This is a genomic window from Aliikangiella maris, from assembly GCF_040719265.1.
In the GTDB taxonomy this organism is placed as follows: Bacteria; Pseudomonadota; Gammaproteobacteria; order Enterobacterales; family Kangiellaceae; genus Aliikangiella; species Aliikangiella maris.
Window position 1 is genome coordinate 35361 of sequence record NZ_JBFDAH010000003.1, and the last position, 16947, is coordinate 52307.

At 37.8% G+C, this 16947-nt stretch carries 12 protein-coding genes; 4 read left to right on the top strand and 8 right to left on the bottom strand.

The window, feature by feature from the left end; translation table 11 throughout:
* The first annotated feature begins 203 nt into the window (after window positions 1-203).
* Window positions 204-617, top strand: coding sequence for a CBS domain-containing protein (locus ABVT42_RS03455; RefSeq protein WP_353873737.1), 414 nt, complete (start codon window positions 204-206; stop codon window positions 615-617).
* A 148-nt stretch (window positions 618-765) separates the two neighbouring features.
* Here ABVT42_RS03455 and queF read toward each other — a convergent pair whose 3' ends face one another.
* Together queF and ABVT42_RS03465 are read right to left on the bottom strand one after the other, a co-directional pair.
* A complete protein-coding gene (queF, locus tag ABVT42_RS03460; RefSeq protein ID WP_353873738.1) occupies window positions 766-1608 on the bottom strand; it encodes an NADPH-dependent 7-cyano-7-deazaguanine reductase QueF in 843 nt (280 codons plus the stop codon).
* Window positions 1609-1686: 78 nt separating this feature from the next.
* On the bottom strand, window positions 1687-2013 hold the full coding sequence (locus ABVT42_RS03465) for a DUF1820 family protein (RefSeq protein WP_353873739.1): 327 nt from the start codon (window positions 2011-2013) through the stop codon (window positions 1687-1689).
* A gap of 142 nt (window positions 2014-2155) precedes the next feature.
* Between ABVT42_RS03465 and ABVT42_RS03470 the strand changes: the two genes are divergently transcribed.
* On the top strand, window positions 2156-2752 hold the full coding sequence (locus ABVT42_RS03470) for a class I SAM-dependent methyltransferase (protein WP_353873741.1): 597 nt from the start codon (window positions 2156-2158) through the stop codon (window positions 2750-2752).
* 466 nt (window positions 2753-3218) lie between these two features.
* Here ABVT42_RS03470 and ABVT42_RS03475 read toward each other — a convergent pair whose 3' ends face one another.
* Window positions 3219-4334, bottom strand: a complete 1116-nt coding sequence (locus tag ABVT42_RS03475) for a nucleoside recognition domain-containing protein (RefSeq protein WP_353873742.1) — start codon at window positions 4332-4334, stop codon at window positions 3219-3221.
* Window positions 4335-4981: 647 nt separating this feature from the next.
* Here ABVT42_RS03475 and ttcA point away from each other — a divergent pair.
* On the top strand, window positions 4982-5905 hold the full coding sequence (gene ttcA / locus ABVT42_RS03480) for a tRNA 2-thiocytidine(32) synthetase TtcA (protein ID WP_353873743.1): 924 nt from the start codon (window positions 4982-4984) through the stop codon (window positions 5903-5905).
* 41 nt (window positions 5906-5946) lie between these two features.
* Here ttcA and ABVT42_RS03485 read toward each other — a convergent pair whose 3' ends face one another.
* Window positions 5947-10680: a PAS domain S-box protein gene (locus tag ABVT42_RS03485; RefSeq protein ID WP_353873744.1), complete on the bottom strand. Its 4734-nt coding sequence runs from the start codon at window positions 10678-10680 to the stop codon at window positions 5947-5949.
* Between the two features lie 278 nt (window positions 10681-10958).
* Here ABVT42_RS03485 and ABVT42_RS03490 point away from each other — a divergent pair, with 278 nt between their 5' ends.
* On the top strand, window positions 10959-13436 hold the full coding sequence (locus ABVT42_RS03490) for an EAL domain-containing protein (protein WP_353873745.1): 2478 nt from the start codon (window positions 10959-10961) through the stop codon (window positions 13434-13436).
* Between the two features lie 364 nt (window positions 13437-13800).
* Here the strand turns inward: ABVT42_RS03490 and ABVT42_RS03495 are convergent, their stop codons facing one another.
* The 4 genes from ABVT42_RS03495 to ABVT42_RS03510 all read right to left on the bottom strand — a co-directional run bounded on the left by ABVT42_RS03495 (window position 13801) and on the right by ABVT42_RS03510 (window position 16924).
* Entirely contained in the window at window positions 13801-14004 is a 204-nt protein-coding gene (locus tag ABVT42_RS03495; protein ID WP_353873746.1) for a hypothetical protein, read from the bottom strand.
* Window positions 14005-14054: 50 nt separating this feature from the next.
* Window positions 14055-14270: a hypothetical protein gene (locus ABVT42_RS03500; protein ID WP_353873747.1), complete on the bottom strand. Its 216-nt coding sequence runs from the start codon at window positions 14268-14270 to the stop codon at window positions 14055-14057.
* Window positions 14271-14390: 120 nt separating this feature from the next.
* Complete coding sequence (locus ABVT42_RS03505; protein WP_353873748.1) at window positions 14391-14819, bottom strand: response regulator; 429 nt, start codon at window positions 14817-14819, stop codon at window positions 14391-14393.
* Window positions 14816-16924 (bottom strand): CHASE domain-containing protein, encoded by a 2109-nt coding sequence (locus tag ABVT42_RS03510; protein ID WP_353873749.1) that lies wholly within the window; start codon window positions 16922-16924, stop codon window positions 14816-14818. Before ABVT42_RS03510 ends, ABVT42_RS03505 begins: the two co-directional genes overlap by 4 nt.
* Window positions 16925-16947 lie beyond the last annotated feature (23 nt).

The following is a 16947-nucleotide window of genomic DNA, read 5'->3' on the forward strand; positions in this document are numbered from 1 at the left end:
ACTATGGCCACTTTCTGGTATTTTGGTTGACTGGATGCATGGTGCTGAGAGTTATAAAGAAAAACCTACAGTAAAAGAAGAGTTGGAAACCGCGTCTAACGTCGCTTAAAAAAGACTTTTCAGAAATTATAAAAAACCGGCACTTGCCGGTTTTTTTGTTGATATTGACTATACTTAAGTAAAATAATCAAGGCCGTATTGAAATGCCAGAAATTCGTGAAATAATGACAAAAGCTCCATTCTTTTTGTCACAACAAGCCAATGTCAATCGCGCCAGAATGCTCATGGCCGAAAAGAAAATACGCCACATTCCAATAAAAGATGCCGAAACCGGTAAACTCATTGGAATTTTAGGACAGAAGGCAGTACTGGCTAATGCCATCAGTATTGTCAGTCAACATGGTTTTGAGCAATTAGTACACCGAGAAAAATCAATCGATATTGCCTCAATTATGAATACCCAACCTGATATCGCCCAAGCTGACACGCCGGTATATCAGGTTGCAGATCTGCTGTTACACCAAAGAAATGGCTGTGTTGCAATTTTAGAAAATGAAAAACTGGTTGGTATTGTGACTTCACGAGATTTTGTCAAACTGGCGGCAAATAATATATAAACCTCCAATATAACAATCTAATAGGCAACAAGTCTTTTATTAACTTGGTGGCTTAAAAGACAGTCTGTCACTCAGTAACTGTTTGCCTGACAATTTATACTCATGTCGATTTCAACTATTACCGGATGGCTGTCATTTAGCTGCTTATCTACTGGCGTATCAATCGAATATTTGGCATTTGGTTTTCAAAGTTACTGCGCCAGGGATTAATATCTAAACCACCACGTCGTGTATAGCGCGCATACACCGTTAATTTTTGTGGCCTACAAAATTGCATAATGTCACTAAATATTCGCTCAACGCACTGCTCATGAAACTCATTGTGGTGACGAAAAGAAACCAAATAAGCCAACAAAGCTTGATGACAAATTGGCTGACCTGTGTATGAGATTTGAATTGATGCCCAGTCAGGCTGGTTAGTGATCAAACAGTTACTTCGCAGCAAATGACTAACTAACGTTTCTTTAATCAGAGAGAGGGGGTCATCTTTGTCGGCAGACGATAATTGTAAAAGTTGTGGTGAATATTGGTAACTATCAATCGAAACTTGTTGATCATCTAATAGCACACCTTCCATTTGGTTCACCTGAAGATCGGATGTATTCAGTGATTTAATAATAACCTTAACTTTCACTTGCGTGACACTCTGTAAATCCTGCTCGATCAGTTGTGCCAACGCTTCGACAGTCGGAAAGTGCATTTGATTCAGCGAATTTAAGTACAACTTTAAGGACTTTGACTCAACAATAATCGGGCTATTAGCTGCAAATCTGAACTCTGCAACTGCCACTTGCGGTAAACCTTGCGGATTGAGCCAGCTTATTTCATAAGCATTCCAAATATCTTCACCCCAGATTTCACCTTTAATATAAGGCATTTCACCGTGTGGTAACTCCATTCTTTTGGGAGATCGCTCAATTGCATAGAGTAACTCTTTCGAATAGGGTGATTGATAATCGGTGAATTTACCCAGTGGAATTTCTGAACTCATAATTAGACTCGTTTAACAAGATTTGCTAATTTTTAGACGATTATTTTACCAACACTTTTATGTCGTTCATTGAATAACTCAACTTTTTGAATTATCCGGCTTAGGTAGCGGAAACGGTGTAACAACATTGCCTTTAGCATCCCCTATTTTCGCCACGCCTCGCTTTTCAACCTGATCAATCCTGATAATTGCATGTACTGGCACATGAGTTGCCATAACGCCTTCAAATTCCGCTTTGAGCTTTTCTTCTCCGGGATCAACTACCAGACTGGTTCGCTCATCAAACAACATGCCGCGAATCTCAACAAAACCATAAAGTGCACCTTGACTGACATTTGATGCATATATCTCATAGGTTTTACCATTATTTATAAATACAACCCTATAAACAGGTGCTTTGCTCATTCATACCTCAGCAACAATTCGGCTTTAATTCATTACTTAAACACGATTGACATAATGTTTAAGCAAAATGTGACTTTGAATCGGCGCATTTTATCATATAATAGCGGGCTAATTTAAAGCATCATTAAACAAGCTAACAAATATGTGTCCTTCTCAACATCCAGAAGCAGTAAAAATACGCCAACCCTTAACCGTTCAAGCCGAGTTAGATGGTCAAAATCTAAAGTTTGAAACCAGTTTTGGCGTTTTTTCTCCTAAAGAAATTGATGAAGGGACACGTTTATTAATTCATCATTTATCATTAGAACCTCACTTTGATTGCCTTGATCTGGGGTGCGGATATGGACCAATCGGCATTTGGATGGCTAAAAATGCACCGCAAGGTCGAACGATACTACTCGACAAAGATTTCGTTGCTGTTGAACATGCACAACGCAATATTACACTGAATCAACTCACCAATGCAGAAGCCAAATTAAGCAATGGTCTGTCAACGTTAAAGGATGAAAAATTCGATTTAATTGTCTCTAATATCCCAGCTAAAGTTGGTAATGAGATGTTATATCTCTTTTTATATGACAGTTTGCATCACCTTAAGCCAGGCGGAAAATTTGTTGTAGTCACCATTAATGGACTCCGTCAATTTTGTAAAAGAACCTTCAATGAAATTTTTGGTAACTATGAAAAGATCAAGCAAGGTAAGTCATATACCATTTCGGCTGCAACAAAATTGTCATAATCCATTTAATGGACCATAAATTTGCTTTTTTATACGAGATTTTTGTCATTTTATAATCAATCGAGATTGCTTTTTCACCAATTTGAGTATTCCACAATTTCTGTGGATAACTTTGGGGAAAAGAATTTCAAAAGTCCTTCCAAGCCGCATTATTACTAACGGTTTAACAAATTGGTCACATTTTGCACACGACCTATATATTCTATATAAATCAATAGGTTACACATATTTTTAAGTAGATTGCTGAGATATCGACGGTCAAATCTTTTGTGCAGGGCGAAACTAAAAGCAAAATTTTTTTTCTGTGGATTTTTATTGACAAAACACCGTTACATAGATACGCATGACAACTATATGACAGGAAATATGTCACAATCTTTATTTTTAAGGGATGCAATGTCTAGTGCCTACTTACATTAGCAATTACTGCTAAATCAAACCTTAAAAATGATAATTTATCGGCCCTTTAAAAATTAAAAAACCAATAGCTAACAACTATTGCTGCAACGACACCAGTTAAATCAGCTATCAATCCACAACCAATTGCGTGTCGAACTCGGCTCACACCGACAGCACCAAAATAGACAGTCAATACATAAAATGTCGTCTCAGTACTACCTTGCATAACTGCCGCAACCTTTGCAGCAAATGAGTCGACACCATGTGTTGTCATCGTCTCTACCATCATGGCTCTGGCCCCGCTTCCGCTAAACGGTTTAATCATTGCAGTCGGCAATGCGGCAACAAAAGCGACATCAAATCCTAACCAACTTATTACCCACTCAATTAAAGATACAATTTGGTTTAAAACACCAGAAGCGCGCATCACACCAATAGCAACGAGCATGGCCACCAAATACGGAATAATTTTAACCGCCAACTCAAACCCTTCTTTCGCTCCCGCAACAAACTGTTCGTAAATCGCAATTTTTTTATAAAAAGCGATACTCAAAATCGTAAAAATAGTGGTGAATAAAAGTCCATTACCCAAGGTTGAAGAAGCTATTGCCATTTGTTCATCGGGAATACTCAACATCCACAAAACTAATGCACCAACCAACCCTCCTATACCCAGTAAATAAGCCATTACAGTACGATGAAACAGATTGATTTTCTGGATTAAAGCAACACTGATAAGCCCCGCTAAGGTTGACCCCAAAGTAGCCAACAAAATTGGTAAGAACACTTCACCAGGATGCAGTGCACCTTGTTGTAAACGATACATAATGATTGTTATAGGAAATATAGTGACGGATGAAGTATTTAATACCAAAAAGAGAATTTGTGGATTCGTCGCGGTTTCTTTAACTGGATTGAGCAACTGGAGACTCTGCATGGCTTTAATACCCATAGGCGTTGCCGCATTATCGAGCCCCAACATATTTGACGCCATATTCATACTGACATAGCCCAGAGCGGGATGGCCGCGCGGCACATCTGGCATCAAATGCGTAAATAAAGGCGCAAGCCCTCTTGCCAGCCAGTTGGCTATGCCTGACTGCTCAGCCAGCTTTAAAATACCACACCAAAATGCCAAAACACCGATTAAACCGATAGCGATTTCGGCACTTAGCTTAGCCATGTTAAAGATGCTTTCAATTATCCTGTCAAATACCGAATAATCAGCTAATACAAGAAAAGAAAACAACGCGGAGATAAACGCTATAAAGAAAAATCCAAACCAGAGCTTGTTGAGCATATTGTATTTTTATCTTATTATTCAATCGATTAGTTTTATCATGTTGCTTTGTCAGAGACAAGCGATACGCCAGCAATTACCCGTTGTCATTTATTCTCAATCGACACTAAAGCCAACAAACCAATTTGTCAGAGAGTTCAATTGATCATTGGCTGATCATTTACTGTTCACTTACTGATCATAGGGCAATATTAATAAACCTAGTGGTAAACCGCCCCTAACGCTGTGAAATTAACTTTTTATCGTTATTTTGTATTCATGCAAAAATCTTATTTTCTGGCAACCTCGCGCTCCCTGCACTTTCATTTTGAGCCAAATCCCTTTGCTTTAATCACGGTTTTTTCTGATTATTTTACTTTATGGCTAAACTCTGAAAAGCCTGGTCAAGCACCTACAATCTACCTTGAGTTAAATCACTCGGTAACTTACTGGGTAATGTCTGATACAAATTGAACAAAGGGTTTACCCCATTGATTTGTGTTCTGTATAATTGCCCGCCAATAAACAAATGTGAACTTTAACCAGCCGCCATGCATACAGACCAGTCATTAGCCAACGAGCAACTCGACCCAAAACTAAAGATCGAACTAAACAAGCTGCAAAAACGTTTACGCCGTAATGTCGGCAAAGCCATTGATGATTTCAAAATGATCGAAGACGGCGATAAAATAATGGTTTGTTTATCTGGTGGTAAAGACAGCTACACCATGTTAGAGATATTGCGTAACTTGCAACAAAGTGCGCCAATTCAATTTGAGCTAATCGCAGTCAATCTGGATCAAAAACAACCAGGATTTCCCGAAGAAGTTTTGCCCACTTATTTATCAGGCATCGATATTCCCTTTCATATTATCGAAGAAGATACCTATAGCATTGTTAAAGAAAAAATCCCTGAGGGTAAAACCACCTGCTCACTATGCTCCAGATTGCGTAGAGGTATTATTTATTCATGGGCACACAATAATGGCATTACTAAAATAGCATTAGGGCATCACCGCGATGATATTATCGAAACATTATTTTTAAATATGTTTTTTGGCGGCAAAATGAAATCCATGCCCCCAAAACTACTTAGTGATGATGGCCGAAATGTTGTCATTCGACCATTGGCTTATTGTAAAGAAGCCGATATTGCCAAATTTTCTAAGTTAAAGCAGTTTCCAATCATTCCTTGTAATCTCTGTGGTTCACAAGAAAATCTGCAACGTAAACAAATCAAACAGATGTTACAAGCCTGGGGAAACCAATTTCCGGGACGTCTTGAAAATATATTCAGAGCAATTAACCATGTCACCCCATCTCACTTACTTGATAGTAGTTTATTTCCATTTAAAGAGCTGGATAAAAACTCCACAATTAAGCACGAAGCCGATACCTTGTTTGACGAGCCCAACTTCAATGTTCAAAAAAAACTGGAAATCAATACGGATATTTTGATCAAAGAAGTAAAATAATTTTACCGAGTTTAATTACAGTACAGGATCACAATCCCAGTTTAATTATCTCGCGCTAACAAAGGCTCCAATTCTTTTGCCGCTAATTCAAAGTCCAGAGCGCTGACTTTTAGCTCAATATCTTCTAATACCTGGCGAATATTTGCATTATGACAATGCTTAATTCGCCGATAGACATTAATCGCTTCCATATTGGAAGCTTTTAACAGTTCGTACAAATGCTGAATATCTTTTTGCAAAGCTTGCGGATCAATGTGGATGGTATCATCTTCCGCTTCCCTTTGCTCTAACTGTCGACGCTCTTTATGCAACATACTCAGTGAATCTGCATAAATCAGTTTCATATTTTGTACTTTATCAACATAATCTGCTTTAAGTTTTTCATCAGGAACCATTTGACCCATTAAAGGTACAGCCGAAGCATCAGATTGCACATTGTGCTGCGGTTGATTGGTAGAAGCAGAGTATTGCACTTCACTATTATTCATATTCAATAATTGCTCTATTTCAAAGCAATGTGACGATAACTTATAAGCCCCTAATGTGGCAGATAATCCTTTTAATGAATGAACAGCGATTGTCGCATCTTCAAGATCTGCTGGCCACTTATCAGTCACCTTTTGAATCAGTTCAGGTGAGTCAACAAAAAACATATCCAGCGCACTCAAGTATACTTTTTTATTATTATCTATTCTTTCCAAAGCAGAATGCACATCAACCAGTACATCATTGAGCTTATCGTTATTCAAGGTTTTTTCGGATTGTTTGAGCGTATGATCATCATTAGGTATTTCGGTTAATTCACTTATATTTTTATCATCAGCTTCGAGCTTATGTTCGCCTTCACTATTGCCTTCACCGTTGCCTTCATCTAATTCATCATTAACCACGTGACGATTAAAAGTTTGACGACAAATACTACCAACTAGCTCATCCAAATGAAAAGGTTTCGAAATATGCGCGTTCATTCCCGATTCAATTGCAGCCAATTTATCTGAAGGTAATACATTTGCAGTCATTGCCAGAATGGGTAGCTCAGTTAAATTTAATTCGTCACGGATTCGCTTAGTTGTTTGATAGCCATCGATACCCGGCATTTGAATATCCATCAATACCACGTCAAAATCTATGGGGGGATGACGCAATATTGATATCGCTTTGTAGCCATCTTCAGCTTCAAAAATATTAGCACCCTCATCTTTCAAAATCTCGCGCGCAACCAATCGGTTGGTCGCGTTATCTTCGACCAATAAAATATTAATGCCATTTAAACGCTTAATCGTCGATTTAACCGGCGCTTTTGGCATTTTTTCACTATCATTCGAACCATCACGCGAGAATATTTCAGAAGCCCTGTTCAACAATACCGAGGGTGTAATCGGTTTTTCAATGATTCCTTCAATAACTTTTGCGCCATTATGATAATCAGGCAAGTCTAAATCTTTACCATAAGCAGTAACGATCAAAATGCGATTGGGCGCATTAACATCTTCAATATCTTTTATTTTAAGACTGGTATCCCAACCATTTAGCACCGGCATATCCCAATCCATTAAAATTAAATCAAACGGCTTGGTTGTGGCACTTAACTTTACGCAGTCAAGTGCTTTACTACCATCCCCTGCTTTTGTGACACTCCACCCAAGTGTTTCTACAACATGACTATTGGCTTCAAGTGCTTCCTCACGATCATCAACAACCAAAACATTTAAGGTTTTGAGTGCTTCTGCAACTTTTGCGTTATTGCTCAAGCTGGCAACTTTAAAAGGTACTTTAAAAGAAAAAGTACTTCCTTTATTCAACTCACTCACTACCGATATTTCGCCCCCCATCAAACTAATTAACTTTCTCGATATGGCAAGACCTAATCCTGTGCCACCATATTGTCTTTCAGTCGAGGTTTCGGCTTGGCTAAATTCTTCAAATATCTTTTCTATTTTTTCTTTATCAATCCCAATTCCAGTATCTCTTACATCGCAGCACAACCAGTGGGTATTACGAATTTTTTTATAAAACAGCTTAACTTCGACAAAACCCACCTTAGTAAATTTAATGGCATTACTTGCCAGGTTAATAATCACCTGTTGTAAACGCAGTGAGTCAAGTGTGATATAATCAGGAAAGTTTGGATCAAGATTAATAATCAACTCTATCTCGCTGTCACCTATATTTGAGGTGAGTACTGAACAAACATTATCAATCAAATCACTAACACAAAAAGGATGAGGGTCCAACTCAAGCTTGCCAGCTTCAACTTTTGAAAAATCTAAAATATCATTTAAAATTCTCAATAATGATTGCGCAGCAGCATTTGATTTGACCACAAAATCCATTTGTCTAGCATCAAGTTCAGTCGAGCGTAATAATTGTAATAAACCAATTATTGCATTCATCGGCGTACGAATTTCATGACTCATATTGGCTACAAATTCGGACTTGGTTTTACTGGCTAAATCAGCCGCTTTTTTTGATGCTTGCAGATTTTCTTCATAATTAACCTGGTCAGTAATATCCCAATTGACGCCAATTGCCAATAACGCTTTACCTTGTAAATTACGCTCAATAATTGCTGAAGCTTGAATATGTCGTACGCTACCGTCCGGCTTTTGAATTCGAAAAACTTGTTCAAAAGGCGTATCATTTTCAACCGCCTGTTTTAACTCTGCCACCATTTTTTCCTTTTGCTCTTCAACTAGTGCATTATACCAATGCTCATAGCGTAATGAATCACCTATTTCTTTTTCATCCAACCCGTAAATTTCAAACATCTGCTTGTTCCAAACTAGCGTGTTTGTTTCTATATTCCAGCTCCAAATTCCAAGCTGAGCGACTTCGGCAGCCTTGGTTAACTGGTCTTTCAGCGTTTCTAGAGCTAGTCTATTTTCGACAATTTCAGAAATATCCTTAGCCAGAAAAATATAGCCGGTAATATTTTCATTATCATCCATTAAGGCGGTAACAGACTGATACACCGGTACAGGCATATCTTTGGCATTTATAAAATTCCATTCAAATTCATTCTTTAACTTGAGTTTTGATTTAATCACACACGCATCGAAATCTGGCTCTACCACCATTGCTAACTCATTTGAAAGCGACTTGGCTCGATTAATTAATTCGCTTTGTTGATGCCATAAAGTAGGATTGACTTTGCCCACTATTTGCTCGGCCTCATAACCCAACATTTTTTCAGCAGCTGGATTAAAGTGAGTCACAATTCCAAGATTGTCAGTGACAATCATGGCATGATCGGTATTATCAAAAATTGCCGACTGCATTGCCAAATATTCAGTTATTTTTTCCGCTCTATCTTCAACTTGTTTTTCAAGCGATCGATTAAGCTCTTGAATTTCAGACTGAATTTTCTTTTGTTCACTAATATCTCTAATTATTTTCGAAATACCAACAATTTTGCCCGTGTCATCTTTAATAGGCGATGCAGAAATTGAAACGGTTAACTTCTCTCCTCTTTTAGTTACTCGCTCAGTCTCAAATGGTTTAACCAGACTACCCGTTAATAATTGCTGCCTGACAACACTGTCTTCATATTCATGGTCGCCTTGTATTACATCACGGGTAAATTGATCGAGCACTTCATCTTTGGCAAAACCAAATAATAAAGCTGCCCCCGTATTCCAGTCAGTAATACGGCCTTCTACCGATTCTCCAATGATTGCATCTTGACTGCTATCAACAATTGAGTGATTACGCGCCTTTTCAAGATTTAGTAGTTCTCGCTGACTAATCGTGTGGCGATAAATTAAATAAAAGACAGCCAATAAAATAAAACTGCCCGATACAATTAATGAAGCATAAATAGCGGCATTTTTTGCATTAGCTAATATTCGTTGTTGAGGTAGCATAACAACAGTTTGAATACTATTGCTACCCAAGGTAAGTGTTATATCATCAACAAATGCAAGAAACTCTTCTGTTTGGTATTGATAGTTATTTAACAGACCTTCACGGTTAGTTGTTATAACGCTAAAATCTTCTGACCAGCTTTTAACTTGATCTAGGTTTAATTCGAAAGCAAAGGATTTCTGTGGATCAGGATGATAGAGATAGTGATCACTATCATTTAAAATAAAAAACAAAGCTTCATTAGGTATATTTGTCGCAGCGATTTTAAATAGATTCTCCACATTATAATTAATGATGACAAACCCAAAAGCTTCACCTTGTTCATCAAATACTTTTAAAGCCACACGCAGTGTCGGATTATAGGGAACTTGAATTTGGCCGTATTCACGATTTAAAGTAATATCAGAAAAATAAATTCCTTGAACATAACTTTCAACAATCTGTTTAAAATAATCTCGACTTGACTTCTTTTGCAAACGAGATTCCGGCGTAATGACAATACCTGTATCTAACTTATCAACTCGTACCAACTCTTTACCATCATTGGCAATGCCGACAAAACGAACTTGGTAAGCATCTGAATGGGCTTTTAAGTAACTGGTAAAAATACTTTGTAAGCGCTTTTTCCAGATTTGCCCGGTGCTACCATCAAGCGGATCAACCCCTTGATTATTGCTGGCTCGTATAATTCCCTGAATTGGAGGAACACTCTGTAAAAATAAGATATTACTGCGAAGTTCTCGCAGCTTTGCTTCAATAATGCGGCTGCGGAAGCGCGTCTCAAACGTCAGAGAGTTTTGCGCTTCAAGCAGTGCACTATTCAGGGTGGCATTATATGAAGTATAAATTCCAATACTTAATAAAATAAGCAGCACCAAAACCCAATAATAATAGCGTCCGGAGACATTCATATTTTGTCCATATCGTCATTTTGGCTGTTGTCATTGACAGATAGTTTCAATTAACAATGCAATTGTTTTCTTAGGAATTTTAAAAGTTTAGACAATATTTAAAGTGACTGTAGGGATAGCAAACAAGATTCACTCATTATATTATAAAGCGAGATATAACGAACAAAAAATACACATAAAAACCTATAAGCACACTCGAAACCAACTCTATTCAGCTATAGTTATTATATGTTCACAATAATTCAAGATGTTTATTGATTGAAATGTTGAGTGGACCAATGATAAATCAACCGGCAGCGAAATCTGTTATTCTGATCGTCGATGATTTACCTTCAAATATTCGTATACTTAATGAAGCCGTGAAGGATTTAGGCAATATTTACTTCGCGACAGAGGGCCAGTCTGCCATCCAAAAAGCGCAGGAATATCATCCTGATATTATTCTGCTCGATATTGAAATGCCTGGTATGAATGGTTATGAAGTGGTTGCCAGAATCAAATCAATACCAGAACTTGCTGACACTGCCGTCATTTTTGTAACCAGTCATCAACAAAATACCCATGAGGTAAAAGCACTAGAATCAGGTGGTGTTGATTTTATTCAAAAGCCTATCAACTTATCGGTAACTCGAGCAAGGGTCAAAACACAACTCACGCTGCAAACACAGAAAAAAGCAATTTTACAATCAGCTAACGACTTATCACTATTGGTAAATACCCTACCTGCTTTCATTGCCTATTGGGATAAATCAGAAACGAATATTTTTTGTAATGATCAGCATGGCGCGTGGTTTGGCTTAAAGTCGAGTGAGATGCAAGGCAAAGATTTACAACATATCGTCCCTAATAGTGTTTACCACAGTTTGCGCCCGCTGATTAATCTGGTACTCAGAGGCAAGCATTCAACAATAGACATTCCCTGCTCTGGTCACGAAGCTAACACCATTTATGGACAAGTAACGATGGTCCCTCGAATTGCCAGTTCGCCCGAAGAAGGTTTCTTAATGTTAATTACCGATATTACCCGCCGAAAAATTGCGGAACAATCGCTAGTTGACGAAAAAGAAAGAATTAGAATCACACTAAACTCCATTGGTGATGCGGTAATAGCCACTGATACTGAAGGTTTAATTACCTTTTTAAATCCTATTGCAGAAGATATGACTGGCTGGACTTCTGATAATGCACAAGGACAACCCATTGAAATCGTCATGCCACTATTCGACAGTGAGAACGGCCACGAATTGCGCAATCCGATTCGCGTTGCCCTCGAAGAAAAACGCATCATTGGGATGGATGTCAATTGTGTTTTAGGTCGCAGCAAAAATAACCAAATTGCACTGGAAGATTCTGCCGCACCGATTATCAATCACTTAAACGAAGTAACAGGCGCTATCATCGTGTTTCATGATGTGAGTGAAGCGCGTGCAATGGCATTAAAAATGACCCATCTTGCGCAACATGATGTGATTACAAATTTACCTAATCGACTGCTACTCAGAGACAGAGCACTACAAGCTTTACAAAAAGGTAAGCGTACTGGTCATAAAGTTGCGCTGTTAATGTTTGACATTGATGATTTTAAAAATATTAATGATCTCGTCGATCACGACGGCGGTGACCTGCTACTCAGAAAAATTGCCGAAGTTATCACGCAAGAATTACGCCAGGAAGATACACTTTGCCGGCGCGGCGGAGATGAATTTATAATTCTATTATCCGATATTGAAAACAACATAGAAATTACCCAATTTACCAGCAGACTATTTAAGGTTTTTACGAGAAAATGGGAGATCAAAAATCATCAGTTTCAGCTGACCATTAGCTTGGGCGCAGCAGTTTCTCCCGATGATAGTCTAGACTTAGATGAACTTTATCGACATGCCGATGCTGCCATGTTTACTGCCAAACGTAATGGACGCAACCGTTATCAGTTTTATTCAAAAGAAATTGAAGCACGCTTACTGATTAAAAAACATCTTGAAAATGCGGTAGCTAACCAGGGTGAAAATCATGGATTTGAAGTCCACTATCAGCCGAAAATCGATGTTATTCACAATCGAATTATAGGCGTAGAAGCGCTGGTACGCTGGCGTAATCAAGATAACAAAATAATCAACCCGATTCAGTTTATTCCATTGGCAGAAGAAACGGGATTAATTATTCCTCTTGGTGAGTTAATATTAAAACAGGCCTGTGAACAAGCTTATCAATGGGAAACCAGTGGTCATGGTATTGGCGTTGCTGTCAACATTTCATTAGTACAGTTTGAACACAAGGACTTTTTTAATACAGTTACCCAAATTATTGAACAAAGTAAAATATCACCACATTTAATCGAGCTGGAAATTACCGAAAGTGTATTGGCCAAAGACACTGAAAAAGCTCGAAAGTTAATTTTAAAACTACAAGAATTTGGCGTTAAAGTTGCGTTGGATGATTTTGGTACAGGTTATTCCAGCTTGGCGTATATCAAAGACTTTACCTTCGATGTATTAAAGATCGACCAAAGTTTTGTTAAAAATACTCTAGAAAATAAAAAGGACCAGGCGATTATTTTTGCCATTATTCAAATGGCCAAAGGTCTCGATCTTAAACTGGTAGCAGAGGGTGTAGAAACCAAAGAACACTCAGACTTTTTACTTAATTTGGGGTGCAATGTCATGCAGGGTTACTATTACAGCAAGCCGGTAATTGCCAAAGAAATTGATAAACTACTACAAGAATTTTCTGCCGTTGCGCCTGCAAAAAATTAATTAAAAACTTTATTGATAAATTGAGAATTTCATAAAGTAATTTAACGTTGACTTTTGCTTAAAACAAAAGATAAATCGTGTGCGTCCGGTCAACCACGCCTAGCTAAATTATTTGAATGCTATTAGCGTCTTTTCAACAAGTTAAAAAGGCGAACCAATCATTCGTACTGAAAGACCAAACTAAGAAATAGTTTTGTTATTAAGAGTGAGCTAGCTGGAAACGATTTTCTTAGTTATAGAAGTTAGGAAAATATTTTCCTATCATCAGATTTTTAGTAATCCGCTTGATTCAAATTATTTTAGTTAAAGTGGCGATGCTATTACTAACAAATCCATTAAGCTGCTTGCGTATTAGCTTAAGCACTTATTTAGTTGTTTTTAATATTTCTCCAACCCAACTTGATGCCTCTACTTGATGATCATTAAGCTTCACTTGTTGATAAACCTCTTTTATATCAAGTGTTCCAAATTCTATTTTTTCCGCAATATCTAGAATATTTCCCATTGGACCAGAGTGATTTAAGATTGCATCATTAATCTCTTTAGAAAGCCCGATCTGTTCTAGCAACCAATGCTTGTCTGCTCGAAGTACAAGATCTATCCCAGAAAAGAGGCCGACTACAAAGTTAGTAGCTCTGGATCAACATCAATATCTTCAAGGATCTCAATGACAATTCTATCTGGTTGTAAGGGGATAAATATATCAGACATAATGAGAGCTCTTGTTAGATTAACAAATATCTTTACATAAGGCTGGTTCACACCGTTTACAATTCCACAACAATAGTTAGAAAGTAGCTCTAAAGTTGCATTGTCTCCATCGACAATATCCACAACATTCTGGTCACTATTGCGATAAAGAATTTCATAGCCATACAAAGCATTAACATCAAAAATGGGTTGTTTTGCAAATAAAACGTCTTTTTTATCATGTTCTAACTGTTCCGAGCAAGGTTACTTGAGAGGTAGTTCAACAATTCGCCAATAGTGATCTAGCAGCTGGGTGAGCGCATCAAAACCAGTGTCTAGATTTTCTTTTACAATATAGCCAGCAATATGTTGCTTATATGCTAAATATTTATCTTCATCAGATTTGCTGGTGGTCAGTACAAAAATAACACTAGTGGATAAAGACGAGCGTTTTCTGACATACTCTAAAAATTCAATGCCATTCATTCTGGGCATATTTAGGTCTAGCAAAATTATATAGGGCTTTTCTACTACCTTATCCTCTAAGAGTTCGAGTGCTTCTATCCCGTCCCGCGCCCGGATTAATGGATTTGCTATCTTGAGTTTTCGTAAAGCTCTCTCGATGCCTTTGGCATCAACATCATCATCTTCTACAAGTAAAATACTCGCGGTTTGATAGTTTTGCGTATTCATAGGTCATCCTTAGGCTTGATATCTTTAGGCCAAGTAAAAATAAATGTTGTTCCCTTTCCTATATCAGATTTTAATTCAATCATTTGATTAAGGGATTCGAGAGTTTTCTTGACAATGCTCAGTCCCATACCGCTGCCTTCAACTTCGTCACGAGGTTTTAATGTCTTAAACAATTCAAAGATCTGAGCATGATGTTTGGGAGAAATGCCAGGGCCATTATCTGAGACTTCAAATGCGTATTTATCTGGCAATTCTTTATAGTCCACTGTAATTACGCTATCCTCTTTATCGTTATGCTTAATCGCATTTCCAATTAGGTTTCTAAAAATGGTTTCAAGGGGCGTGACTAGCGTAGTCAAAGTTGGTAACGTAGAGTTAATAGCGAGCTTGATTTCACCTTCTGGGTTCATGAGTTCAAAAATTTGGTCGAGCAATAGGTTTAGATCGACGGAACAAATTTCACCTTGTTTTCTACCGATTCTCGAATAAATAAGTAAATCATCCAATAACTTTTCTAATCGCTTTGTTCTACTTTTCAGAAGCGATAAATTTTCTTTAGTATCTTCGCTCGCGCTTTCTTGAATATCCTCTTCTATCCAAGACGACAACTGAATTATTCCTCTTAATGGTGCTTTAAGATCATGAGATGCAACATATGCGAAGTCATCTAAATCTTTATTACTACGCCTTAATTCATTTGTTATCACGATATACGCAGAGATATTGGTTATTGTTGCGATAATTTTGGTTCTGTCTTGAATTTTAAAATTGGCAAGGCCAATTTCAGCAGGAAATGTTGAACCATCTTTTTTTAAGCAAAATATCTCTTTACCATGTCCCATTTGTTTGTCTTTTGGTTTTTTCATAAATTCTGTTCGATATTTTCCATGAGAATTTCTAAATTCTTGCGGAACAAGCATATCTACATTCATCTCAGTCAGCTCTTCCTCGCTATACCCAAACAACTCAGACATTTGTTGGTTCACTTCTGTGAGTTGGCCGAATTGATCAACAATAGCAATACCGCAAGGCGCAGAGTCGATAACATTCTTATAGAACTCTTCACTTATTGCATGTTTTTCAGTCATTAAATTGGCTAAGTTTAACGCGCGTTTATGAGATTTTGAGAGCATAATAAAGAACGCCAATAGCATTGAGTCAATAGATAGTCCGGCTATCAAAATTACTACAGGTTGATTGGTCGATGTCTCTTTCCTAAATGACGCCGCGGTTTGGATAGTAAATGTCCAAGGTCTACCGTACATGCTTAAAGAGACTACTTTTGAGAACTGTGGCTTTTCTTCGAAGCCATTAACGTTAGCTTTAAGTTCGTTATAGAGCTCTACATTTTCATCAAAGACACTAAAAAGTAACCGCCTGTTCTTTTGCTCCAGAGTGCCTGCAATTAATTTGTACATAATGAATGGCGCATATACGTGGCCAACAAAATTACTCCTTCTTTCTTCAAGAGAACTGGCAGGATCACCCCGATAAATTGGCACATATTGCAAAAAGCCTGGTGTTTTCTGTGAATCTTGGACAAGTATTATTGGCGCGGTTATTTGGGTTTCTCCGGTATCACGCGCAAGCTTAGCTGCTGTCCATCGGTTAGTTTCAAATGCCATATCAAGGCCGACGGCTTGCTTATTGATTTCGACAGGTTCTACATAAGTTATTGGCCAAAATTCGTTATTCTCGTGATTGGGTTTTATCTTAAAGTCTGGCCGAAGCCTTCGCTCGTTTTTTAGGAAAGCATCGAGTTTGTTTGGCGGTACATAGTAGATTATGCCAATTCCATTAATTCCAGGATAAGTAGTTTCTAGTTGCAGTATGTTAGCAAAACGCCTCCATTCGATTACGTCTATACCTTGAGATTGTGAGTGATACGCGGCGGCACCGGCCCTAAGAGCGTCTTCATATCTCGACATTCGTTCAGAAATAAGCGCTAGAAGTTGCTCTGATTGAAATTCAAATTGTAATTTAACTTTTTCCTGAACTTGCGAATGTGAGATATACCAAGCAATGAATGTAAGAACGAGTGAGCTAAAAACGATTACCCAGTGATACCAATGCAACCCTTTTAAGTTTTCTTTAGTTTCAGTCATTTTTGTGGTCCATTTAAATGCTA